The organism is Rhizobium sp. NPDC092011 (genome assembly GCF_044756305.1).
In the GTDB taxonomy this organism is placed as follows: Bacteria; Pseudomonadota; Alphaproteobacteria; order Rhizobiales; family Rhizobiaceae; genus Rhizobium.
In genome coordinates, this window is sequence record NZ_JBIVSO010000014.1 from 59164 (window position 1) to 83609 (window position 24446).

The following is a 24446-nucleotide window of genomic DNA, read 5'->3' on the forward strand; positions in this document are numbered from 1 at the left end:
CACCAACATGGGTCTGCAGGCTCTTTTTTTCTACATCTTCGCCTTTGTCGCTGTGGCGTCGGCGTTCATGGTCATCTCGGCGAGGAATCCGGTCCATTCGGTCCTGTTCCTCATCCTGGTTTTCTTTAACGCGGCCGGCCTCTTCCTGCTGATGGGGGCTGAATTCCTGGCGATGATCCTGCTGGTCGTTTATGTCGGCGCCGTGGCGGTTCTCTTCCTTTTCGTCGTCATGATGCTCGATATCGACTTCTCGGAGCTCAGGGCCGGCATTCTGGAATATGCACCGATCGGCGCATTGATCGGTGTCATCCTCGCCGCCGAACTCATCGTTGTCATCGGCGGCAGCGTGATCTCTCCCGAGATCGCCAAGACGGTCGCCATGCCGATCCCGGCGGTGACGACCCGCACCAATACCGCCGCCCTCGGCGACGTGCTCTATACCAACTACGTCTACTTCTTCGAGATCGCCGGCCTCGTTCTGCTGGTCGCGATGATCGGTGCAATTGTGCTGACGCTGAAACATCGCACGCACATCAAGCGCCAGAATATTTCCCAACAGGTCGCCCGCACGCCCGCGACCGCCGTCGAGGTGGTCAAGGTCAAGCCGGGGCAGGGCGTCTGAGGCGAGGCACGAGGATCAAAGGAACAAGAACATGGTCATCGGACTTTCCCACTACCTGACGGTTAGCGCCATCCTCTTCGTGCTCGGCGTCTTCGGTATTTTTCTCAACCGAAAGAACGTCATCATCATCCTGATGTCCGTCGAACTCATATTGCTCGCGGTCAACATCAACATGGTCGCCTTCTCGTCGTTCCTCAACGACATTGTCGGCCAGGTCTTCGCTCTGTTCATTTTGACCGTCGCCGCGGCAGAAGCCGCGATCGGTCTTGCAATTCTCGTCGTCTTCTACCGTAACCGCGGTTCCATCGCGGTCGAAGACGTCAACGTGATGAAGGGCTGATACAGCTATGTTCTTATATAAGGCTATCGTCTTTCTTCCCCTGATCGGCGCGATCATCGCCGGCCTTTTCGGTCGGGCGATCGGTGCCAAAGCTTCCGAATATGTCACCACGGGCCTGATGATTATCGCCGCGGTGCTGTCGTGGGTCGTTTTCTTCACGGTGGCGCTCGGCCATACGGACGGCCCGATCAAGGTTGAAGTCTTGCGCTGGATCCAGTCCGGCGGCATCGACGTCTCCTGGTCGCTGCGCGTCGACACGCTGACCTCCGTGATGCTGATCGTCGTGAACTCGGTTTCGACCCTCGTTCACGTCTACTCGGTCGGATACATGCACCACGATCCGCATCGTCCGCGCTTCTTCGCCTACCTCTCGCTCTTTACCTTCGCCATGCTGATGCTGGTGACCTCCGACAACCTCGCCCAGATGTTCTTCGGCTGGGAAGGCGTCGGTCTGGCCTCCTATCTGCTGATCGGCTTCTGGTTCAAGAAGCCGTCCGCGTCGGCCGCTGCGATGAAGGCCTTCATCGTCAACCGCGTCGGCGACTTCGGCTTCGTCCTCGGCATCGCCGGTGTCTTCGTCCTCTTCGGCTCGATCAATTTCGACGTCATCTTCGGCAACGCCCAGAGCTTTGCCGCAGGGCAGGGCGGTCAGCCGGGCGATATCGTCCTCAGCTTCCTCGGCATGCATCTTGATCGTGGTCACGCGCTGACAGCGGTCTGCCTGCTGCTCTTCATGGGCGCGATGGGTAAGTCGGCACAGTTCCTGCTGCACACCTGGCTTCCGGACGCCATGGAAGGCCCGACCCCGGTTTCGGCGCTCATCCATGCCGCAACCATGGTCACCGCAGGCGTATTTCTCGTCGCCCGCATGTCGCCGATTTTCGAACTGTCGCAGGATGCGCTGACTTTCGTCACCATCATCGGCGCGATCACCGCCTTCTTCGCGGCGACCGTCGGCCTCGTGCAGAACGACATCAAGCGCGTCATCGCTTACTCGACCTGTTCGCAGCTCGGCTACATGTTCGTGGCCCTCGGCGTCGGCGCCTATGGCGCTGCTATCTTCCATCTGTTCACGCACGCCTTCTTCAAGGCTCTGCTCTTCCTTTGCGCCGGCTCGGTGATTCACGCCGTCGATGGCGAGCAGGACATGCGCCATATGGGTGGACTGCGTACGCACATCAAGAAGACCTACTGGATGATGATCATCGGTACGCTGGCCATCACCGGCGTCGGCATCCCGTTCTCGCCGATCGGTTTCGCCGGTTTCTTCTCGAAGGATGCGATCATCGCGGCTTCCTATACGTCGCATAACCCGGCCTCGGGCTTCGCCTTCACGCTGCTGGTCATTGCTGCGCTATTCACCAGCTTCTACTCCTGGCGTCTGATCTTCATGACCTTCTTCGGCAAGCCGCGCGCCTCTCACGAAGTCATGCACCATGTGCATGAATCGCCGAACGTCATGCTGATCCCGCTTTATCTGCTGGCAATCGGCGCCGTGTTCGCAGGCTGGTACTTCCACGACTACTTCGTCGGTCACGATTATGAAGAGTTCTGGAAGCACGCGCTGTTCACGCTGCCGGACAACAAGATCCTCGAGGAGATGGAACATGCTCCGCACTGGGTCGAGCTCAGCCCGTTCATCGCGATGATCGTCGGTTTCGTCACCGCTTGGTATTTCTACATCAAGTCGCCGGAAACGCCGCGCAGGCTTGCTCAGCAGCAGCGTCCGCTCTACGAATTCCTGCTGAACAAGTGGTACTTCGACGAGCTCTACGACTTCCTCTTCGTCCGCTCCGCCAAGGCTCTTGGCCGCTTCCTGTGGAAGAAGGGTGACGTCGGGGTCATCGACACCATCGGCCCGAACGGCATTGCCGCCCGCGTCGTCGATGTCACCAACCGCGTCGTGCGTTTGCAGACCGGCTACCTCTATCACTATGCCTTCGCGATGCTGCTCGGTATTGCAGCCCTCGTTACCTGGATGATGCTCGGGAGTTCCCTCTGATGACCGATTGGCCTATTCTTTCAACGGTCACGTTCCTGCCGCTGGTGGGCGTCCTTCTCCTGCTGTTCACGCGGGACGATGGCCCCAACGGTCGGCGCAACATCCTGAACATTTCACTGGCAACGACAGTCTTCACCTTCATCGTGTCGCTGTTCGTCTGGATCTGGTTCGATAATGCGAATCCGGGCTTCCAGATGGTCGAAAAACATGAATGGCTGACCAGCGGCATCAGCTATCACATGGGCGTCGACGGCATCTCGATGCTGTTCGTCATCCTGTCGACCTTCCTGATGCCCTTCTGCGTGCTGGCAAGCTGGCTCTCGGTTGAAAAGCGGCTGAAGGACTACATGATCGCCTTCCTCGTCCTCGAGACGATGATGATCGGCGTATTCGTGTCGCTGGATATCGTGCTCTTCTACGTCTTCTTCGAAGCCGGCCTCATCCCGATGTTCCTGATCATCGGTGTCTGGGGCGGCAAGGATCGCGTCTACGCCAGCTACAAGTTCTTCCTCTACACGCTGCTCGGCTCGGTGTTGATGCTGCTCGCCATCATGGCGATGTATTGGCAGGCCGGTTCGACCGATATCACGACCCTTCTGGCCTACAAGTTCCCACCGCAGATGCAGACCTGGCTATGGCTCGCCTTCTTTGCCTCCTTCGCGGTGAAGATGCCGATGTGGCCGGTTCACACCTGGCTTCCCGACGCGCACGTTCAGGCGCCGACGGCAGGCTCGGTCATCCTGGCTGGTGTCCTTCTGAAGCTTGGCGGTTACGGTCTCATCCGTTTCTCGCTCGGCATGTTCCCGAATGCGTCGGAATATTTCGCGCCGCTCGTCTTCGCGTTGTCCGTGATCGCCATCATCTACACCTCGCTGGTGGCGCTGATGCAGGAAGATATCAAGAAGCTGATCGCCTACTCGTCCGTTGCTCACATGGGCTACGTGACGATGGGTATCTTCGCGGCCAATCAGCAGGGCGTTCAGGGCGCGATCTTCCAGATGCTGTCGCACGGCATCGTCTCGGGCGCACTCTTCCTCTGCGTGGGCGTGATCTACGACCGGACCCATACCCGCGAAATCGCGGCCTATGGCGGCCTGGTCAACAACATGCCGAAATACGCCGTTGCGATGATGGTCTTTACGATGGCCAATGTCGGTCTTCCCGGCACGTCCGGCTTCATCGGCGAATTCCTGACGCTGATTGGCGTCTTCCGCGCCAACACCTGGGTTGCGCTCTTTGCCGCCACCGGCGTCATTCTGTCGGCCGCCTATGCGCTCTGGCTCTACCGCCGCGTCATTTTCGGCGCGCTGGAGAAGGAAAACCTGAAGAAGCTTCTCGATCTGTCGCCGCGTGAACAGCTGATCCTCTATCCGCTGATCGCCCTGACGATCCTCTTCGGCGTCTATCCGGCTCCGATCTTCGATGCCACGGCCGCCTCGGTGGATCTGCTGGTAAATAACTATACCGCTGCCCTGCACGCTGCGCAGAATGTTGCGCTGTCGATGAATTGATGACGGGACCTATTCGACATGACTGCTGACACAATTCTTGCAAGCCTGCATCTTTCCATTCCGGAGCTCATCCTCGCGGTCGGTGCACTTGCGTTGCTCATGATCGGCGTCTTCTCGGGCGAGCGGTCGGGACCCACGGTCACCGGTCTTGCCATTGCGGTTCTCGCAGTGGCCGGTCTCTGGATCATCTTCGTTCCGGGCGAGGGCCTTGCCTATGGCGGTGCCTATCTCGCCGACGGCTTCTCTCGCTTCATGAAGATCGTCGCGCTGGTCGGTTCGATCGTTGCGATGTTCATGAGCATGGGGCAGGCGCGCGAGCAACAGCTCGATCGCTTCGAGTTCCCTGTGCTCCTGCTGCTGGCGACCCTCGGCATCCTGCTGATGATCTCGGCGCATGACCTCATTTCGCTCTACCTGTCGCTGGAATTGCAGTCACTGGCGCTCTACGTCGTGGCCGCCATCAACCGCGATAGCTTGAAGTCGACCGAGGCCGGTCTGAAGTACTTCGTCCTTGGTGCGCTGTCTTCCGGCATGCTGCTCTACGGCATGTCGCTGGTCTACGGCTTTACCGGCCACACCACCTTCGACGCGATCGCAACCGCGCTGAGTGCCGAGACCCGCTCGCTCGGCCTCGTTTTCGGTCTGGTCTTCGTTCTCGCAGGCCTTGCCTTCAAGATCTCTGCCGTGCCGTTCCACATGTGGACGCCGGACGTTTACGAGGGCGCTCCAACCCCGGTCACCGCCTTCTTCGCGGGTGCGCCGAAGGTTGCCGCCATGGCGATCCTGACCCGTATCGTCGTCACCGCCTTCCACCCGGTGCTGGCCGACTGGCAGCAGATCATCGTGTTCATCTCGATCGCCTCGATGGTGCTCGGCGCCTTCGCCGCGATCGGTCAGCGCAACTTCAAGCGACTGATGGCCTATTCGTCGATCGGCCATATGGGCTACGCGCTGGTCGGCCTTGCAGCCGGCACCAAGACGGGCGTCTCCGGCGTCATGCTCTACATGGTCATCTACATGGTCATGACCCTCGGCGTCTTCGCCATCATCATGGCGATGCGCCGCAAGGACGGCCGTCAGGTTGAAACGATCGAGGACCTCGCCGGTCTCTCCGCGACCAATCCCTTCATGGCGGTCGTGCTGACGGCGCTGATGTTTTCGCTGGCCGGCATTCCGCCGCTGGCGGGCTTCTTCGGGAAGTACTTCGTCTTCGTCGCCGCCATCCAGGCGCATCTTTATGCGCTCGCCGTCATCGGCGTTCTCTCCTCGGTCGTCGGTGCTTACTACTATCTGCGCGTCATCAAGGTGATGTGGTTTGACGAAGCCAAGGACGAATTCACACGCACGGCTGGCTCGCTGCGCCTGGTCTTCGGCCTCTCAGGTCTGTTCGTCATCACCTATGTCTTCTTTGGCGGCGCAATCGGTGGTGCTGCCGACCTGGCAGCCGCGACGCTATTTTGATGGCGTCTGATATGAAAAGCCGGAAGTCGCTCGACGACTTCCGGCATGATGCCCTTTCAGAGACTTCCTCTACAAATAGCGTGTGCCTGGAAAGGGCACGCTCTGGCGATGCCGGAAACCTCTGGGTGACCGCCGAGCGCCAGACCGGCGGACGTGGCCGTCGCGGCCGTCCATGGGTCTCAGAGCCCGGCAATCTCTACGCATCGCTTCTCCTGATCGACCCCGCGCCGATGGATCGTCTTGGCTCTCTGCCGCTGGCGGTAGCAGTTGCGGTTCATCATGCCGTGCGCAGCGTGCTGCCGCTTGCAGCAGAGCCGGCCGAGATCAAATGGCCCAATGACATATTGATCGGCCGCAAGAAGACCTGCGGCATCCTGATCGAAGGCGAGGCGCTGCCCGATGGGCGCTATGCGCTGGTCATCGGCATCGGTATTAATGTCACGACCATGCCGGACAATCCTATGTATCCGGTGACCAGCCTGCGCCAGCAAGGTTCCATGGTTTCGGCAGAAGAACTGTTTGCGCATCTCTATGGGGCGATGGCCGACGTGCTTCTGGTCTGGAACAAGGGCGAAGGCGTGCGCGAAATCACTGCCCGCTGGCGGGAATCGGCCTGCGGCATCGGTGAGAAGATCACCGTGAATTTGCCTGACCGGTCGATTTTGGGCCATTTCGTCGGAATCGATGATAATGGCTTGTTGATGCTCGAAACCGGGGACGGCAGGACTATGCCGATCGCGGCGGGCGATGTTTTTCTTAGATAATGGTTGGGAACGAAATGGCGAAGCAAGACGAACTGGTGTTTCTGCCACTCGGCGGCGTCGGCGAAATCGGTATGAATCTCGCTCTGTACGGCTATGGCCCGCCGGAGCACCGCCAGTGGATCATGGTCGATTGCGGCGTGACATTTCCGGGGCCGGATCTGCCGGGCGTCGATCTGGTATTGCCTGACATCCGTTTCCTGGCCAAGGAGCGCAAGAGCCTCAAGGGCATCATCATCACTCACGCGCATGAGGATCATTACGGTGCACTGAATGATCTTTGGCCGGGTTTGAACGTCCCTGTCTATGCGTCAGGCTTTACTGCCGGCTTGCTGGAAGCCAAACGCGACTACGAAAAGACCATGGGTGAGATTCCGATCACTCCGTTCAAGGCCGGCGATCGCATCAATGTCGGTCCCTTCGAGATCGAAGGCGTCGCCGTCAACCATTCGATCCCGGAACCGATGTCGTTGATGATCCGCACGCCGGTCGGCAATGTCATCCATACCGGCGACTGGAAGATCGATCACGAGCCGTCGCTCGGGCCGTTGACCGACGAAACCCGCTTCCGTCAGCTCGGCGATGAGGGCGTGCTGGCCCTGATGTGCGATTCCACCAATGCGCTTCGTGATGGCGTTTCGCCTTCGGAGAAGGACGTTTCCGAAAGCCTGCGCAAGATCATCGAGGACGCCGAGGGGCGGGTAGCCATCACGACCTTCTCGTCGAATGTCGGCCGTATCAGGACCGTCGCTGAGGCCGCCGAAGCCGCCGGTCGCGAAGTGCTGCTCTTGGGCAGTTCGCTGAAGCGCGTCGTCGACGTCGCTCGCGATGTAGGCCTGATGGAAGGCATCAAGCCGTTCATCGCCGAAGATGAGTACGGCTATATCCCGCGCGACAAGGTCGTGGTCATCCTCACGGGTAGCCAGGGCGAGCCGCGTGCGGCGCTCGCGAAGTTGTCACGCGACGAAATGCGCAATGTCGCGCTAGCCGCCGGCGATATCGTCGTCTTCTCCTCGCGCGCCATCCCAGGCAACGAAAAGGCCATTCAGGATATCAAGAACGGCCTGATCGAGCAGGGCATACATATCGTGACGGATGCCGAGGCGCTTGTGCACGTGTCCGGGCATCCTCGCCGCAACGAACTGCAGAAGATGTATGAGTGGACGCGGCCAAAGATCGTCGTTCCCGTGCATGGCGAAGCGACCCATCTGACCGCCCACAAGGAACTTGCCGAACAGAGCGGCATTTCCAGCGTACCGCGCGTGCGCAATGGCGATATATTGCGCCTTGCACCAGGGCCGGCTGAGGTCATCGGTGAAGCGCCGCATGGGCGCATTTTCAAGGATGGCACTCTCATCGGCGATTTCGACGAGATGGGGATCGGCGAGCGCAAGAAGCTTTCCTACGTCGGCCACGTCGCCGTCAATGTCGTGCTCGATGCCCGCTATGACATCGTTGGCGATCCGGATGTCGTGCCGATCGGCCTGCCGGCCTATGACGACGAGGGTGACGAGATGGAAGACACGCTGTTCGACGCCGTCGTCAGCGCCATCGAGAGCATTCCTCGCGCTCGTCGGAAGGATCTCGACATGCTGCAGGAAGCGGCTCGCCGCGCCGTGCGCGCCGCCGCCAATCAGGGCTGGGGAAAGAAGCCTCTCGTGACCGTGTTCGTTACGCGGACCGGCGGCTGACGTTCGCCATTTGAACGGGGAGGAGAGTTCCGTGCTTGGACGTATCAATCATGTCGCGCTGGCCGTTCCGGATATTGCCGCCGCCAGTCGCGCCTATCGTGAGACGCTGGGCGGAGCGGTGTCGGCTCCGCAGGCATTGCCCGAGCATGGCGTGACGGTCGTTTTCGTTGAGTTGCCAAACAGCAAGGTCGAGCTGCTTGAGCCGCTCGGCGAGACCTCGCCGATCGCGGCCTTCCTCGCGAAGAACCCGGATGGCGGCATGCATCATATCTGCTACGAGGTTGCCGATATCCTTGCCGCACGGGATCATTTATTGGCGGCGGGCGCCCGCGTGCTTGGAAATGGCGAGCCGAAGATTGGCGCGCATGGCAAACCGGTGCTCTTCCTCCATCCGAAAGATTTCTTCGGTACTCTGATCGAGCTTGAGCAAGTGTGACATTAAAGCGCTGCACGGGCGCTTTGAAAGACAACTGCTTTGCCCCTATAAGCAGCTCGGAAGAGGAGAAGACGAGCAGGCTCGTCTCCAGGGTAACTCCAGAATGAGTGCGCGGCGGCGTTCTGTTCGGAATTGCTCAAAACAATGAGGTCGAGCGGTTCAGGGCTTCCTTGAGGGAACTGGACCGTTCCGAGGGAGTGCTATGGCCCAGCAGATTGCAGCAAGCTTCGCGGTTTATTTCATCATCTGGTGGATTACGCTTTTTGCCGTCCTGCCGTTTGGTTTGCGCACACAGGCGGAAGACAAGAACGTGGTTCTCGGAACCGTCGAAAGCGCCCCCACGAAGTTTCGCGCTGGAAGGGTGATATTCTTCACCACGCTGGTGTCAGCCATCATCTATGGCGCCTGGTACATCGCCTCGCATTATTTCGGCTTGAGCATCGACTCCATTCCGAAAATCGTTCCCACTTTCGACAAGTAGCGGGATCGGAACCGCCTGTCGCAGCGCGCGAATTCCAATCGCCGCGCAATCGCCTTCAATTTGTCACACGCCTGTCATCCGCGTGAAGCAAAGAGGCAGCAGATCGTGATTGTGAGGCGCGGGCGGCGGAAATTTCCAATGCTTCCCGAACAAGCAGCCGGGTAGAGTTCGCCAGAGTAAAAGCAAAAAAAAACAAGGCTATAAGCCTTGTTTTAAAGTATCGCGTGATCCTTATCCGTTACCGGGGCAGCGAGCGAGCGCGCCTAAGATCTGATCCTCCCAAGACTTGACCGCGAAACGGCAAGAATTTAACCTTCCTGCCTCTTTTGTGAGCTAAAATTAGCTCAAACATTGAGCTTTGTCATCTGTTTTTTTGCTTTTTTGCTACAGTCGCGCAGAATTTTTCTGTTGACAGCTTCTCGTCTTAAATCCTTATAAATGCGCGTTTTTTCGAAATTGTAAAAATGGGCCGCATCGCCCGCATTCCGGGGCGTTCGCCCAAATCCCCTCATAGAGAATGCGGGTTTCCTTCCTGCGCCGAAGCAGTTATGAACTGCCTTAAGTACATAAATTGCTAACGATTCCGCAAAGAGCGGATCGCCAAACCATGTGGAACAAGCGTCATGCGTCTGTCTCGTTACTTCATGCCCATTCTGAAGGAAAATCCTAAAGAGGCTGAAATCGTTTCTCATCGGCTTATGCTTCGTACAGGCATGATCCGCCAGCAGTCGCAGGGCATCTATTCCTGGTTGCCACTCGGCAAACGCGTGCTCGACAAGGTCAACAAGATCATCCGCGAGGAGCAGAACCGTTCGGGCGCCATCGAGCTGCTGATGCCGACCTTGCAGTCGGCCGAGCTCTGGCAGGAAAGCGGCCGTTACGATGCCTACGGCAAGGAAATGCTGCGCATCAAGGACCGGCAGGACCGGCCCATGCTCTACGGCCCGACCAACGAAGAAATGGTCACCGACATCTTTCGGTCCTACGTCAAGTCCTACAAGGACTTGCCGCTGAACCTCTATCATATTCAGCTGAAGTTCCGTGACGAGATTCGTCCGCGCTTCGGCACCATGCGCTCGCGCGAGTTCATGATGAAGGATGCTTATTCCTTCGATCTCACGCAGGAAGACGCCGTTCATTCCTATAACAAGATGTTTGCGGCCTATCTGCGCACCTTCAACCGTCTCGGCCTGAGGGCCATCCCGATGCGCGCCGATACCGGCCCGATCGGCGGCAATCTGAGCCACGAATTCATCATTCTCGCCGATACCGGCGAGTCCGAAGTTTTCTGCCACAAGGATTTCGTCAATTTCGACATTCCGGGCGAAGACACGAATTTCGATGACGTTGCGGGTCTGAAGGGCATCTTCGACAAGTGGACGTCTGTCTATGCCGCTACTTCGGAAATGCATGACGAAGCCGCTTTCAATGCCATTCCGGAAGGCGAGCGCCTGTCCGCTCGTGGTATCGAGGTTGGCCACATCTTCTATTTCGGCACGAAATACTCCGAGCCTATGGGCGCGAAAGTGCAGGGGCCCGACGGCAAGGAGCATGCTGTCCACATGGGATCTTACGGTATCGGTCCGACCCGCCTTGTTCCCGCCATCATCGAAGCATCGCATGACGAGAACGGAATCATCTGGCCGGATTCGGTCGCGCCGTTCGATGTCGTGGTGATCAACATGAAGGCCGGCGATCAGGCTTGTGACGATGCTTGCGAAACGATCTATGCCGCGCTGTCGAAAGCCGGCAAGGACGTATTGTTCGACGATCGTGACGAGCGCGCCGGAACGAAATTCGCCACGGCTGATCTGATCGGCGTTCCCGTGCAGATCATCGTCGGCCCGCGTTCGATCGCAGGCGGCGAAGTGGAACTGAAGGACCGCAAGACCGGCGCTCGCGAAACGATGACGGTCGAAGCGGCAATCAAGCGGTTGGCAGGCTGATAGCCTGTAGATAGGATGGAAGGCGAATGGCGGTGAGCGCGGCAGTGGAACAGCAGGAAAATTCGTTCAAGGCCAGCCCATCGTCTCGCCCGTTTTCCGGTTTCGAACGACTTGTGGCCTGGCGTTATCTGCGCTCCAGGCGCAAGGAAGCGTCGATTTCGGTCATCGCCGGCTTCTCGCTGGTCGGCATCATGCTCGGCGTTGCGGCGCTGATCATCGTCATGGCCGTCATGAACGGTTTTCGTGCTGAACTCTTCAAGCAGATCCTGGGCTTCAACGGGCATGTCGTCGTGCAGCCGATCGATTCGCCGCTGAACGATTATGCCGAGCTGGCTAAGAAGTTTGCCGCAGTTCCCGGCGTCACCATGGTTCTGCCGCTGGTCGAGGGTGAAACGCTCGCGTCCGGGCGCGGCGGTTCCGGCACCGGTGCCTTGGTGCGCGGCATCCGTGCCGAAGATCTGACCAAGTTGAAAACGGTTTCCGATCACATCGTTGCCGGCGACATGGTCGGCTTTGCATCGGGGCAGGGCGTAATGGTCGGCAGCCGGCTTGCGCGCCAGCTGGGCCTGACGGTTGGCGACCAGATCACGTTGACGGCGCCCGACGGCGACGTCACGCCCTTCGGTGTCAATCCGCGCGTGAAAGCCTACACGATTTCCGGTCTCTTCGAAGTCGGCATGTCGGAATATGATTCTTCCGTCGTCTTCATGCCCCTCGAGGAAGCCCAGCTCTTTTTCAACGCTCAGGGCGTCGTCGCGAAGATCGAGCTTTTCGTCAGCAACCCCGATGACGTCGATGATCTCCGGCCGAAGATCGAGGCTGCCGCCGGCCGGCAGATATTCCTTACGGACTGGCGGCAGGTGAACGAGACCTTCTTCTCGGCATTGCAGGTTGAGCGCAATACGATGTTCATGATCCTGACGCTGATCGTTCTGGTGGCGGCGCTGAACATCATCTCCGGTCTGATCATGCTGGTGAAGGATAAGGGTAGCGATATCGCCATCCTTCGCACGATGGGCGCGACGTCGGGTTCGATCATGCGCATCTTCTTCATGACGGGAGCCGCCATCGGCGTGGTCGGAACTCTTGCCGGCGTCCTGCTGGGTGTTCTCGTCTGCCTTAACATCGAATCCATCCGCCAGTTCTTTTCCTGGATTTCGGGCACGGTGATATTCAATCCGGAGGTCTATTTCCTCAGCAAGCTGCCGGCCAAGATGAATATGAGTGAAACCATCTCCGTCGTCGTGATGGCTCTGACCCTGTCTTTCCTTGCCACGATCTTTCCGGCCTGGCGTGCCTCGCGGCTCGATCCGGTGCAGGCGTTGCGCTACGAATAAGGAATCCACATTTGATCAAACGCAACGTCGTTCTCCAGCTCTCTGGCGTGGAGCGTCATTACGGGCAGGGCGATACGCAGCTGTCGATCCTGAAGAATGCCAATTTTGCCCTGCATAGCGGCGAGATGGTGGCTCTGGTCGCTCCATCAGGTACGGGCAAGTCGACACTTCTGCATGTGGCCGGTTTGCTGGAACATCCGGATGGTGGCGAAGTGCTGATCAACGGTCAGGCATGTGAAAGCCTGTCCGATGACAAGCGTACGGCAGTTCGTCGCAGCGAAATCGGTTTCGTGTATCAGTTCCATCATCTGTTGCCCGAATTCTCGGCCCTCGAAAACATCATGATGCCGCAACTGATCTCCGGCCTCTCGCGCAAGGATGCGAGTGTTCGTGCTGCCCAGCTCCTCGATTACATGCGCATCGGCCATCGCGGTGACCATCGCCCCGCCGAACTCTCCGGCGGCGAACAGCAACGCGTTGCGATTGCCCGCGCCGTTGCCAATGCGCCTCTGGTGCTGCTGGCCGACGAGCCGACGGGCAATCTCGATCCTGCGACGGCTCATTACGTCTTCGATGCACTCGAAGCCCTGGTGCGCCAGTCCGGCCTCGCTGCGCTGATCGCCACGCACAACCACGAGCTTGCTGCTCGTATGGATCGCCGCGTGACGCTGAGTGAAGGCAAGGTGGTGGAAGTTTGATCGTCCGCTACGGAACTATCAGGCCGCCGCGATAGTCAAGCTCATACGCTTTACACCCATCCACCATGATGGCCTCGTGGCCGATAAAGTGGTCGCATCCGCCGCTACTGCGATCGACGTAACGGCCAAAGGAATGCTCGAATTGGTAATCGCCGAGGAAACGCTTTTCATCGAGATAAAGCCGTAGCAAGGCTGCCTTGATGACCATGCCGGCTCTATGCCCATCGATGAGGCCCGGTTCCACAATATGGCCGAAATAGTTCATGGCCCAAATCGGTTCGTCGTCATGCCAGACCACCTCTTGTCCGCAAAAATCCGTACCGCCGAAATAGCTGTCGAGATAGCGCCACCGACCGCTTGCATAGCCGATATCATGCGAGCCGCTTCGGCAGGACGGCAGCCTCTCCCCATCGCCGACATAGGTCTCGGCCTTGGCGGTCACAATGAAATCGTTCAGCTCGGCAAGATCCGGCATGACCCTCTCCAATTTTGGTGAGTGGTCAAGATGCCACCGGTCGTTAGATTTGTAAAGAACAAAAAGAGAACATAAGCGATTACTTGCCGTTATCGCACGCGTTCTGACCGAAATCGTCCTGCCAGTCCTGGATGGTGACGTTCCGGGCTTCCGCCTTCCGGTTCTTGCCGTCTTTCGTCACCTTGCCGGTCAGCACGTTATAGTCGCAGCTGTGGCTTTCCTCGGGATTGAGCGTGTCATGGGATTCGTAGGTATAGCCTGCGACAACGAAGCTGTTATTGCGATAGGCGAGCGTTAATGTCTGCGTCCAGCGATCGCGCCCGATACTGTCGTTCTGTGAGACGATGGAGATGGAACCATTCGGCAATGCCGAGATCGACGGTTCCTGTCCGACGATGCCGCCGGGCTCCACGCTGCCCCATATCTTGTGCGGTACGCTTGCGACCAGTTTTAGCAACGAGTGTTCGTCATCGCGCAGATAGATATAGATGCCGATCGGGTTGTCGGCGTCATCGCCCGCAGGTGGGGCCGTCAGAAGCGCGAGATCCGGCTTGCCGTCCTTGTTCCAGTCGCCGATCGCCGCATCGATGATGCGGCCCGGCGGGCTGGCGTCCTCCGCATGAGCAGTACTTGCAGCCGTAAGAAGAATGAGCGCGCAGGCAAGTGACTTCATCGTGTTCTCTCCGTTTGTCCCTGCATAAAGCCGGGTTGTTGAGGCGTCTATCGGCGGGCGGAAAAGCGGAGAATGAAATTTATTGATGCATCTATTGACTCTCGAACAAAAATAGAACAAATAAGAAACATAACGAGTAAGGAGCGCGTAAATGACCGATATCATTCGAGACGTTGCAGCATTCACCTCCATCGTGATGTTCGTTGCCAGCTTTTCTCTCATCATGATGGCGATGTGAGTTTTATCTCTGTATGCACATGCTGCTTCCGTATTTAGCGGGAGCAACTTCTGGACTTTGTCTTCCGCAATGTCGAAAATACCGCCGATTCATCTTAGCATGCGGAAGGGTACGAAATGGCGGATACGGGTAGCAGCGGTGTAGAGGTTGCGCCGATCGATGGCCTGCCGGAATTCGTCCACCTTCGTGTTCATTCGGCCTATTCTTTGCTGGAAGGCGCCCTGCCGCTCAAGAAGGTGTTGGCAAAGGCGGCCGCCGACAAGCAGCCCGCGATCGCCATTACCGATACCAACAATCTGTTTGTCGCCCTGGAATTCTCGCAGAAGGCGATGGACGAGGGTTTGCAGCCGATCATCGGCTGCCAGGTGTCGATCGACATGGAGGATGGTGGCGAGGGCGAGAAGCGTGGGCCGCAGCAGGCTCTTGCCAAGCTTCCTTCCATCGTCCTGCTCGCCGCAACCGAACAGGGTTATGAACGCCTCGTCGATCTGGTCAGTCGCGCCTATCTAGGCGGCGAAGGCAATAGTGCCGTTCACGTCACGACGTCCTGGCTGGAAGAGATCGGTACAGAGGGCATGATCGCTCTTACCGGCTCCCTGGGCGGACCGGTCGATATGGCTTTGAAAGACGGGCATGCCCCGCAAGCGCTCTCCAGGCTTCTGACGCTCAAGCGACTGTTCGGCGACAGGCTCTATGTCGAATTGCAGCGCCATGGCACCTATGACCGGCGCCACGAACACAAGATGCTTAACCTGGCTTATGAGCATGAGCTTCCGCTGGTCGCCACCAACGAAGCCTTTTTCCCGACGCGCGACGACTATGATGCACATGATGCGCTGATGGCGGTCGCCCATAACGCCATCGTCTCCGACGACACGCGTTTCCGCCTGACACCCGATCACTACCTCAAGAGCAGGGCCGATATGGCCAAGCTCTTTGCCAATCTACCTGAAGCGCTGGAAAACTCCGTCGAGATCGCCCGGCGCTGCTCCTTCGTTCTGAAGACCCGCAAGCCGATCCTGCCGCGCTTCACCGGCGCGACGGATGATGCCGAGGAGGCGGAACGCGCCGAGTCGGCGGAACTGCGTGCTCAGGCGGTTGAAGGTCTGGACCAACGCCTGGCTTCGCTCGGCATGGCGCCTGGTTACGAGGAAAAGGAATATCGCGACCGGCTGGAATTCGAACTCAGCGTCATCGAGCGCATGAAATTCCCCGGCTACTTCCTGATCGTTGCCGACTTCATCAAGTGGGCGAAACGACATGATATCCCGGTCGGCCCGGGCCGCGGCTCGGGTGCGGGCTCGCTGGTCGCCTATGCTTTGACGATCACCGATGTCGATCCTCTGCGTTTCTCGCTGCTGTTCGAGCGCTTCCTCAATCCGGAGCGCGTCTCGATGCCGGACTTCGACATCGACTTCTGTCAGGATCGCCGCGAAGAGGTGATCCGATACGTGCAGGCCAAATATGGCCGCGAGCAGGTCGCCCAGATCATCACTTTCGGTTCGCTTCAGGCGCGCGCCGCTCTTCGCGACGTTGGCCGCGTGCTGGAAATGCCCTACGGCCAGGTCGACAAGATCTGCAAGCTGGTGCCGAACAATCCCGCCAATCCGACGCCGCTCAGCAAGGCGATCGAGGAGGAACCGCGTCTGCAGGAGGAGGCGGACAAGGAGCCGGTAGTCGCCCGCCTTCTCGATATCGCTCAGAAGATCGAGGGTCTCTACCGCCACGCCTCGACGCACGCGGCCGGTATCGTTATCGGCGATCGTCCGCTGTCGAAGCTGGTGCCGATGTATCGCGATCCGCGCTCCGACATGCCGGTCACCCAATTCAACATGAAATGGGTGGAGCAGGCCGGCCTCGTGAAGTTCGACTTCCTCGGCCTGAAGACGCTGACGGTGTTGAAAACGGCCGTCGATTTCGTCGCCAAGCGTGGCATCTCGATCGATCTCGCCAGCATCCCGCTCGACGACACGCCGAGTTATGAGATGCTTTCGCGCGGCGAAACGGTCGGCGTGTTCCAGGTGGAAAGTGCCGGCATGCGCAAGGCACTCATCGGTATGCGCCCCGACTGCATCGAGGACATCATCGCGCTCGTGGCGCTCTATCGTCCCGGTCCGATGGAAAACATCCCGGTCTACAATGCCCGCAAGCATGGCGAGGAGGAGATCGAATCGATCCACCCGAAGATCGACTACCTGCTGAAAGAGACGCAGGGCGTTATCGTCTACCAGGAACAGGTGATGCAGGTCGCCCAGGTTCTCTCGGGTTATTCGCTCGGCGAAGCCGACCTTCTACGCCGCGCCATGGGTAAGAAGATCAAGGCGGAGATGGACCAGCAGCGCGAGCGCTTCGTCGATGGCGCCGTCAAGAACGGCGTGTCAAAGGGGCAGTCCGACGTTATCTTCGATCTGCTCGCCAAGTTCGCCAACTACGGCTTCAACAAGTCGCACGCGGCGGCCTACGCCATCGTCTCCTACCAGACCGCCTATATGAAGGCGCATTTCCCGGTGGAGTTCCTGGCAGCGTCGATGACGCTCGATATGGCGAACACCGAAAAGGTCAACGATTTCCGCCAGGATGCCAAGCGCCTCGGAATCGAGGTCATCGCACCTTCGGTCCAGACGTCGTTCCGTCATTTCCAGACCGGTGAAAACCGCATTTATTACGCACTGGCCGCCATCAAGGGTGTCGGCGAATCCGCGGTCGAACACATCGTCGAAGTGCGGGGCGATCAGCCGTTTGCCGGCATCGAGGATTTCTGCCTGCGCATCGATCCAAAGCAGATCAATCGCCGCGTTCTCGAAAGCCTGATCTGCGCCGGCGCCTTCGATTGCTTCGAGATCGACCGCGCCCAACTGATCGCCGGCTTGGATCGCATCATGGGCTATGCGCAGGTGGCGCAGGAAAACAAGCGCAGCGGCCAGCACGATATGTTCGGAAGCGCTGCCTCCGGGCCTGAGAAGATCTCGTTCCCTCCCTATACCCCATGGCTCGCCTCGGAGCGCCTGCTGCGCGAATTCCAGGTGCTCGGCTTTTATCTGACCGCCCATCCGCTCGACACATACAAGAGCGTGCTCGACAAGATGCGCGTGCAGCCCTTTGCCGATTTCTCGGCGGCGGTGAAGCGCGGCGCCGGCAACGGCCGCTTGGCCGGCACGGTGATCTCCAAGCAGGAGCGCAAGACCCGCACCGGCAACAAGATGGGCATCTTTGTCTTCTCGGACGCTTCCGGCCAGTTCGAAGCCGTGCTCTTCTCCGAAGTGCTCAATCAGTATCGCGACGTCCTGGAAGTCGGCAAATCCTTCGTGATCACCGCTCAGGCGGACGAGCGGCCGGAAGGCATCAGCCTGCGTCTGCAGACGGCACAGTCTTTGGAGGAGAAATCGCTGCAGATGCAGAAGGCGCTGCGCGTCTACATCCGCGATGCAGGGCCGCTAAAGGCGGTCGCCGCTCATCTGAACGCCAAGGGCGATGGCCTGGTCTCCTTCATCGTTATCAAGGAGGAAGGTTCGCGTGAGGTCGAGGTCGCGCTTCCGGAGAAGTACCGCATCACGCCGGAAATCGCCGCCGCATTGCGCACGGCGCCTGGTGTCATCGATGTCGAGCTTGTCTAGAGTGGCTCTGCCGGAAGGGCTTTAGCCCTTCTTGCCGAGTGCGCCGCTATTGGTGATGGTGATGAAATCGGTTTCGTTGCCGGTTTCAGGGCCGACGCCAGTGTCCGAGATCGTTAGCGACGAGCCTGGTGTCAGTAGATCTTCGATGCGGTGCCTGATATCGTCGGGAATGGTGATGCGGCCAAGCGCCTGTCCGGCGGCATCGAGCGATTGTGATTGCTCCTCGCTGGTGATGCCGTACCGCTTCTTTGCCTTGTTGCTCAAATCCTCTTCCAGCGTCATGCCGAACCAATCGGCCTTGCCGTTGATGCGATCGATGGCATTGGCGGTGAAGAAATGCACGCCGAGTGCTTCTTGCGGCTCGGCAATGATGGCCGGCCCCTCGAAGAGAGGCTTGAAGTTCTGGCGGACCATGATCGCGCCGTTCGGCGGCTCGCCCTTGCCGGCCGCGGCATAGACCGCCTTCATCAGCGCAGGACTGACGAGGCCGCCCGTCGCCTTGATATCGTGCGCCTTCCGGAAGTCCTCGATGGCCTGCACTGTGGAAGGCCCGAGCATGCCGTCCGGCGTGCCGGTTATGAAGCCCATGTCGTTCAGCAATCCCTGCAGGTCTCGGACATTCTCTCGCAGGCCACGCCGAGTGATCAGGATGCTAAGCGGAGCAAGGTCGGCAGGCGGGGCGACGATTGCCTTCGCTGGTGGGATCTTGATCGAAGTGACGTCGTTTGTCGCCACCTGCAGCGATTGAGCCTGCGGCATGAAGCTTGCTGTCGTGGGGCGCAACTCGATCTCTGAAAACAACGCCGGCGGCGGCGCGGCCTGCGGCTGGAAGAGCATCGAATTCTCGAACGGCTGCGGCACCAGCGGCTGGTCGGCAATGACAACATGCACGCCGCGCTCGGTCATCTGGTAGAGCGTCTTTGCAAAGGCTTTCGGCATACGCACGCAGCCGTGTGAGGCCGGATAGTTCGGGACCGAATTGGATTCGTGCAGCGCAATCCCGGACCAGGTGAGCCTTTGCATGAACGGCATAGGGGAAGCGGAATAGAGGTTTGACTCGTGATAGACCTTTTTTTCCAGAATGGAGAAGATCCCGCTTGGGGTCGTATGACCGCGCTTGCCCGTCGAGACCTTCGATGTCGCCACCACCTGGTCGCCGTCATAGACGGCAAGCGATTGCCTGTCCTTGGAGACGACGATCTGCAGGGTGCGGGCATCCGACGCAGCAAAACTCGGCTGCGAGAGGGCGGTGGCTGAAAGCAGCGCAAGCCCAATCAAGAAAAATGGCTTCATAGACACAACCAAAACGCAATACTCGTAATGACCAAGGTTAGACTTCGAAGTTTAAGGAAGACTTTCTGAAAAGAAGTGCTTTGGCTCTTCGGGCCAAAGCTTGAGGTTTACCTATCGATGAGCCGGATACGACAACGCCGAAGCAAGGTTGGCAACCCTGCCTCGGCGCTCATTTATCAAGGAAGATGCGGAGATCAATGGACGCTGGATGCTACCCAATTATGCCAGTCCTGCTCGCTGCCGTGGAAGGCATTGAGATCGATCCTGCCGTCGACGCCATGGGAGACGCCGGAGCCGGAATACTGCCAGAACACCCACTTGCGGCCGGGATAGACCTTGGACGGATGCTGCGCGACAGCGCGCAGCCAGAATGGGTAGTTGAGCAGCTCGCCAGTGAGATTGTCGCGATAGAAATCCGGCGCGGTGTAGACGATCGGACGCTGGCCATAATGCTTTTCCAGCTTGTCCATGAACACCTGCATCTTGGCCAGTACTTGCTCGCGCGAGGGGCGGCGCTTGCAGCTCGACTCGCCATTCCATTCGACGTCGATGACGGGCGGCAGGGCACCGGCTTCACGCGGAACATTGCGAATGAACCAGTCGGCCTGCTCTCCGGCGGTCCGGCACCAGTAGAAGAAGTGATAGGCGCCGTGCTTCAGGCCGGCCTGCTGGGCGGCCCGCCAGTTCTTCTTGAACATCGGGTCCAGATGGTCGCCGCCGTCGGTCGCTTTGATGTAGACGAAGTTGGCGCCCTGGGTTCGCAGCGTGTTCCAATCGATATCACCCTGCCAGCGTGAAACGTCGACGCCATGAACGGCCAGTTTCCGCGGTGAAGTGGAGGTGCCGAAGTTGATCGGCTTGGCATCGCGGAAGCGATGGCTGTAGATCTGCATCGGCTGCTGCCGCAAGGAGCGGGGCACCGGGTTGGACGGTGAGAGCATGGCGAGCGGCCGCTGTAGCGGCACGGGAGCGTCGGCGTCGCTCTGGTCTGACGACGTCAGCCCTTCGGGACGCAGATTGGTCGGCATCGCCACCGCGAGCGCCTGTTGGCGTTCGACGCGCGAAACCGTTTCGCCGATCTCGACCGACGGCACCGGCCGGCCGGTCTTAGCGATGGAGCTGGTCAATTCATTCGAAGGAGGAGTGGCTCGCGCGGCTTCGCGCTCACCTCGGGCGGCACAGCCTGATATCGTCAGGCAGGCAAGAAGAATGGTCGATACAGCCGATAGACGCATAGGAACCCGTACGCAAAACACAATCGACGGCGAATCCGCGCCGTTCGGAAGTTACAGAATTTGAGTCCTAATAGAAATTTACCAAGAAAGTTTGAATCCGAGCTTTTCGAGCTAAAGAATCGCGCGCGTCACGCGACGATTTTTGGGCGGACCAAATGTCTCTGATCGGTGATTTAAAATTAAGCCGTTGTTATTTATGGCGTTTATCGCCGAATGTGTAGCCGGTCTCAACCGTCTTGTTTCCGAATTTTTCTCGAAGCTTGTCCATTGCTGCTTCGGCCGCCGCACGCCGGGTGGCGTGTTCGTCGATCAAATCCGGCGGATCGGCGCGTCCGGCATCGCCCAGATCGGAAACTCCAATGCCGATGAGGCGGAACTTCGTGCCATCGGTTTCAGGCTCCAGCAGCCGCAGGCCGGTGCGGAAGATTCGGTCTGCCAGCTGCGTCGGATCTTCGAGCCGGCGATTGCGCGTTCGGATCTTGAAGTCGGCGGTCTTCAATTTCAGCACCACCGTCTGGCCGGCAATGCCGCTGCGCTTCAGTCGGCGCGAGACCTTCTCCGCGAGATCGCGCAGGATGGGCACGAGATCGTCATACTTTGAAATGTCTTCGAAAAAAGTCGTTTCTGACGTTACGCTCTTGGCCGCTTCGTTCGGATGAACAGTACGGTCGTCGATGCCGCGCGAGAGGCGGAAAAGCCGCTGCCCGATGGCGCCATAGCGACGCATGAGGTCGCCTTCCTCCATGCCCTGAAGCTGGCCGATCGTGCGAATACCGTCGCTTTCGAGCGTTGCGGCAAAGGCCTTGCCGACCCCCCATATCGTGGTGACCGACCGTGGCTCGAGAAAGGAGAGCGCTTCTTCCCGGCCGATGACCGAGAAACCGCGCGGCTTCTGCAGATCGGAAGCCACTTTGGCGAGGAACTTGCAGTAGGAAAGACCGACGGAAATGGTGATGCCGATCTCCTGTTCCACACGCTTTGCGAATTTCGCAAGGGTGCGAGCCGGAGGATCGTGGTGGAGCCGCTGGGTGCCGTCTAGCTCAAGAAAGGCTTCGTCGATCGAAAGCGGCTGCACGAGGGGCGTCAGATCCTGCATCATGCCTCGGATTTCCCGACCGATGCGGACATATTTCTCCATGTTTGGCCTGATGACGACCGCCTGAGGACAGGCCTCCAGAGCCTTGAACATCGGCATCGCCGACCGAACGCCATGAATGCGGGCGATATAGCAGGCGGTGGAGACGACGCCGCGTTTGCCGCCGCCGACGATAACCGGCTTGTCCGCCAGTTCCGGATTATCCCGTTTTTCTATCGAGGCGTAAAACGCGTCACAATCGATATGCGCCAGCGTCAATGCATGGAGCTCGCGATGGTAGACAAGGCGGGGGCTGCCGCAGGCTCGACAACGCGTCCGCACGGCCGATTGCTCGCTCAAGCAATCGCGACAGAAACCGGAAATCTTGTCGGGCACACTGGTCATGTAATGAGAACAAAAATTGAACATCGCCACTTTATGGTCTAACTTTGCGAGTCTCAAGCGGGAAAATATGGGAGGAGGAAGGTGTGGAGAACTTAAATGTGCGGCCGTTGACAAAGGATCGCTGGGGCGATTTCGAGACGCTCTTCGGCCCGAGTGGTGCGTGCTACGGCTGCTGGTGCACGCACTTCCGTATTCCGACATCGCAACGCAAGACGATGGACGGCGATGCGAAGAAGCAGTTCATGCAGGAGCGCATTGCCGCGGGACCGCCTCCCGGCCTTCTCGGTTATCTTGATGAGCGTCCTGTTGCCTGGGTGCAGGTGGGCCCACGCGCCGAACTGCCGCAATGGAACTCTCAGAAAACGGTATCGAGCCCGCTCGATCCGGCCGATGCCGAAGATAGCTCCGTCTGGGCCGTAAGCTGCTTTTTCATGAATTCCAGAGATCGCGGCAAGGGATACAGCCATCGGCTGCTGTCGGAAGCCGTGAATTTCGCCAAGGCTTCCGGCGCGCGCCTGTTGGAGGGCTGTCCGATCGAACGCACCAAACAGTCGAAGTCCGTCGGCCTCTATGTCGGTTCGCTGCGCATCTTCGAGGCCGCCGGGTTTTCAGAGGTCGCCAAACGCAAGGACGGGCGCCCGCTGATGCGCCTCGTCCTCTGATACGGGTGCTGGCTTCAGCTGACGATATGAGCCCGAAGCAGGGCCGCAGCCTGGCTCCATTCGTTTGCCTCGGGGATCCCCGCCGGTGCGGCTGGCGCCATGCGGTGAACGATGGAATCCGGCTTGAGATTGATCAGGAGGCAATCCGGAACATGCTCGCTGACCGAATGCAGATTGTGCGCCATGTCGTCGATGAAGGCGACCGGCAAGGCGCGGTTTGCATGAAGCGACCGTACGATCGGTCCCTTCGGCTGCAGCGACGCAAGCAGCGGTTGGGCAAGCCCGAGACGGTCGAGCAGGCGCCGCCGCTGAGCCCAGAACTGGGGCGGCATGGCGGTGAGGAAAACGACGTCGGCATCCTTCGAAACGTCGCCGAGCGTGTCGACTGCGAGATCGAGAGGGGTCTGCCACCGCTCTTGCGCCTCGAAGAAGGAATCGATGAGCCGATGTACGTCCTTTTCCTCGAGTGCCGCTCCGTTGGCTTTGGAGACGATGTTGCCCGTCAGCCGGAAGGAGCGCGGCAGGAATTCATGGCCCTCTTCATCGAGGAATGTCAGGAAAGGCGCAAAGAAATGCAGAACGACATCATCGACATCGCAAACGACCAATGGCCGGTCGTGCAGCCGGATATGCGATACGTCGAATTCAAGCGGGGCGTCCATAGTCAATATTCTCCGGAGGCGAGGCCTGGCGGCGAGAAGTGCGTGGAGGCAGCCGCAACGGCTTCGGGCGAAATGCCGCTCGCCTCGCAGAAGGCCAGCAGCGTCGGCTCATGGTTCATCAGGAAGTCGAGCATGCCTGAGAGAAACGCAGGCTCGCTGATTGCGTCGCGCACTTGTGCGGGCGCAACGCCCGTCAGGGCCAGAAAGCGGCCGAACATGTCGGGCTCGTTGGCCAGCCAGCCGAGTACCGCAATGGCTGTCTCTTGCGGGTCCGCCGCATTCTTCTTCGGGCTCTTGAAGTTACTTTGCATTTTGAAGGGTGATTTACCTATTTTTCAACCAAATCTCGGTAATGTGCGATTCAAGTATTTGTGGAATCGGTTCCTCGCGACCCTATATTTCGAGAGAATGGATGCAATACCGGATGCAGGGACAGTTTTCCATGCCTAAGCAGGTAATGATTGTAGAAGACAATGAGCTGAATATGAAGCTCTTTCGCGATCTGATCGAGGCGTCCGGCTATACGACGATCCAGACCCGCAACGGTATGGAGGCGCTCGATCTCGCACGCAAGCATCGCCCCGACCTTATCCTCATGGATATTCAGCTTCCGGAGGTTTCCGGGCTGGAGGTTACGAAATGGCTGAAGGAAGACGATGATCTTCACGTCATCCCCGTGATCGCCGTCACGGCCTTTGCCATGAAGGGCGACGAAGAGCGCATTCGCCAGGGCGGATGCGAAGCCTATGTTTCCAAGCCGATTTCGGTGCCGAAATTTATTGAGACGATCAAAACCTATCTCGGCGACGCCTGAGCATGGGGAAGAGC

At 59.0% G+C, this 24446-nt stretch carries 22 protein-coding genes; 15 read left to right on the forward strand and 7 right to left on the reverse strand.

Annotated elements, in window-relative coordinates; all coding sequences use genetic code 11:
• The first annotated feature begins 7 nt into the window (after positions 1-7).
• The 12 genes from ACIQJ2_RS31945 to ACIQJ2_RS32000 all read left to right on the forward strand — a co-directional run bounded on the left by ACIQJ2_RS31945 (position 8) and on the right by ACIQJ2_RS32000 (position 13286).
• A complete protein-coding gene (locus ACIQJ2_RS31945) occupies positions 8-622 on the forward strand; it encodes an NADH-quinone oxidoreductase subunit J (protein WP_199144781.1) in 615 nt (204 codons plus the stop codon).
• Between the two features lie 31 nt (positions 623-653).
• Entirely contained in the window at positions 654-962 is a 309-nt protein-coding gene (gene nuoK, locus ACIQJ2_RS31950) for an NADH-quinone oxidoreductase subunit NuoK (RefSeq protein WP_007689961.1), read from the forward strand.
• A 7-nt stretch (positions 963-969) separates the two neighbouring features.
• On the forward strand, positions 970-2964 hold the full coding sequence (gene nuoL / locus ACIQJ2_RS31955; RefSeq protein WP_199144779.1) for an NADH-quinone oxidoreductase subunit L: 1995 nt from the start codon (positions 970-972) through the stop codon (positions 2962-2964).
• A complete protein-coding gene (locus tag ACIQJ2_RS31960; RefSeq protein WP_199144777.1) occupies positions 2964-4475 on the forward strand; it encodes an NADH-quinone oxidoreductase subunit M in 1512 nt (503 codons plus the stop codon). Before nuoL ends, ACIQJ2_RS31960 begins: the two co-directional genes overlap by 1 nt.
• An 18-nt stretch (positions 4476-4493) precedes the next feature.
• Positions 4494-5936, forward strand: coding sequence for an NADH-quinone oxidoreductase subunit NuoN (gene nuoN, locus ACIQJ2_RS31965; protein WP_199144775.1), 1443 nt, complete (start codon positions 4494-4496; stop codon positions 5934-5936).
• Positions 5936-6700, forward strand: a complete 765-nt coding sequence (locus ACIQJ2_RS31970) for a biotin--[acetyl-CoA-carboxylase] ligase (protein WP_400675070.1) — start codon at positions 5936-5938, stop codon at positions 6698-6700. The genes nuoN and ACIQJ2_RS31970 overlap by 1 nt, the downstream gene beginning before the upstream one ends.
• A 14-nt stretch (positions 6701-6714) precedes the next feature.
• On the forward strand, positions 6715-8388 hold the full coding sequence (locus ACIQJ2_RS31975; RefSeq protein ID WP_199144771.1) for a ribonuclease J: 1674 nt from the start codon (positions 6715-6717) through the stop codon (positions 8386-8388).
• A 31-nt stretch (positions 8389-8419) separates the two neighbouring features.
• Complete coding sequence (gene mce, locus ACIQJ2_RS31980; RefSeq protein ID WP_400675073.1) at positions 8420-8824, forward strand: methylmalonyl-CoA epimerase; 405 nt, start codon at positions 8420-8422, stop codon at positions 8822-8824.
• A gap of 202 nt (positions 8825-9026) precedes the next feature.
• The gene (locus ACIQJ2_RS31985) at positions 9027-9305 is read left to right on the forward strand and encodes a DUF1467 family protein (RefSeq protein ID WP_400675076.1); all 279 of its coding nucleotides are present in this window, start codon (positions 9027-9029) and stop codon (positions 9303-9305) included.
• Positions 9306-9928: 623 nt separating this feature from the next.
• On the forward strand, positions 9929-11251 hold the full coding sequence (proS, locus tag ACIQJ2_RS31990) for a proline--tRNA ligase (RefSeq protein WP_199144765.1): 1323 nt from the start codon (positions 9929-9931) through the stop codon (positions 11249-11251).
• 26 nt (positions 11252-11277) lie between these two features.
• The gene (locus tag ACIQJ2_RS31995) at positions 11278-12588 is read left to right on the forward strand and encodes a lipoprotein-releasing ABC transporter permease subunit (RefSeq protein ID WP_199144763.1); all 1311 of its coding nucleotides are present in this window, start codon (positions 11278-11280) and stop codon (positions 12586-12588) included.
• A 14-nt stretch (positions 12589-12602) separates the two neighbouring features.
• Positions 12603-13286: an ABC transporter ATP-binding protein gene (locus ACIQJ2_RS32000; RefSeq protein WP_199094617.1), complete on the forward strand. Its 684-nt coding sequence runs from the start codon at positions 12603-12605 to the stop codon at positions 13284-13286.
• A gap of 7 nt (positions 13287-13293) precedes the next feature.
• Here ACIQJ2_RS32000 and ACIQJ2_RS32005 read toward each other — a convergent pair whose 3' ends face one another.
• On the reverse strand, positions 13294-13761 hold the full coding sequence (locus tag ACIQJ2_RS32005) for a DUF5680 domain-containing protein (protein ID WP_400675080.1): 468 nt from the start codon (positions 13759-13761) through the stop codon (positions 13294-13296).
• Between the two features lie 79 nt (positions 13762-13840).
• The gene (locus ACIQJ2_RS32010) at positions 13841-14434 is read right to left on the reverse strand and encodes a hypothetical protein (RefSeq protein WP_400675083.1); all 594 of its coding nucleotides are present in this window, start codon (positions 14432-14434) and stop codon (positions 13841-13843) included.
• A 354-nt stretch (positions 14435-14788) separates the two neighbouring features.
• Between ACIQJ2_RS32010 and dnaE the strand changes: the two genes are divergently transcribed.
• Positions 14789-18286, forward strand: coding sequence for a DNA polymerase III subunit alpha (gene dnaE, locus ACIQJ2_RS32015; protein WP_199144758.1), 3498 nt, complete (start codon positions 14789-14791; stop codon positions 18284-18286).
• 21 nt (positions 18287-18307) lie between these two features.
• Here dnaE and ACIQJ2_RS32020 read toward each other — a convergent pair whose 3' ends face one another.
• From ACIQJ2_RS32020 to ACIQJ2_RS32030, 3 genes are all read right to left on the reverse strand, one after another.
• Complete coding sequence (locus tag ACIQJ2_RS32020; RefSeq protein ID WP_400675086.1) at positions 18308-19579, reverse strand: L,D-transpeptidase family protein; 1272 nt, start codon at positions 19577-19579, stop codon at positions 18308-18310.
• Between the two features lie 194 nt (positions 19580-19773).
• Positions 19774-20814 carry a GH25 family lysozyme gene (locus tag ACIQJ2_RS32025; protein WP_400675088.1) on the reverse strand — a complete coding sequence of 347 codons (1041 nt, stop codon included), beginning with the start codon at positions 20812-20814 and terminating at the stop codon, positions 19774-19776.
• A 190-nt stretch (positions 20815-21004) separates the two neighbouring features.
• The gene (locus ACIQJ2_RS32030) at positions 21005-22294 is read right to left on the reverse strand and encodes a DNA polymerase IV (protein WP_400675091.1); all 1290 of its coding nucleotides are present in this window, start codon (positions 22292-22294) and stop codon (positions 21005-21007) included.
• 83 nt (positions 22295-22377) lie between these two features.
• Here ACIQJ2_RS32030 and ACIQJ2_RS32035 point away from each other — a divergent pair, with 83 nt between their 5' ends.
• The gene (locus ACIQJ2_RS32035) at positions 22378-22956 is read left to right on the forward strand and encodes a GNAT family N-acetyltransferase (protein WP_400675094.1); all 579 of its coding nucleotides are present in this window, start codon (positions 22378-22380) and stop codon (positions 22954-22956) included.
• 14 nt (positions 22957-22970) lie between these two features.
• Here the strand turns inward: ACIQJ2_RS32035 and ACIQJ2_RS32040 are convergent, their stop codons facing one another.
• A complete protein-coding gene (locus ACIQJ2_RS32040) occupies positions 22971-23618 on the reverse strand; it encodes a hypothetical protein (protein ID WP_400675095.1) in 648 nt (215 codons plus the stop codon).
• Between the two features lie 2 nt (positions 23619-23620).
• Positions 23621-23929, reverse strand: coding sequence for a DUF3572 domain-containing protein (locus ACIQJ2_RS32045; protein WP_400675097.1), 309 nt, complete (start codon positions 23927-23929; stop codon positions 23621-23623).
• Between the two features lie 131 nt (positions 23930-24060).
• Here ACIQJ2_RS32045 and ACIQJ2_RS32050 point away from each other — a divergent pair, with 131 nt between their 5' ends.
• Positions 24061-24432, forward strand: a complete 372-nt coding sequence (locus tag ACIQJ2_RS32050) for a response regulator (RefSeq protein ID WP_028754034.1) — start codon at positions 24061-24063, stop codon at positions 24430-24432.
• Positions 24433-24446 lie beyond the last annotated feature (14 nt).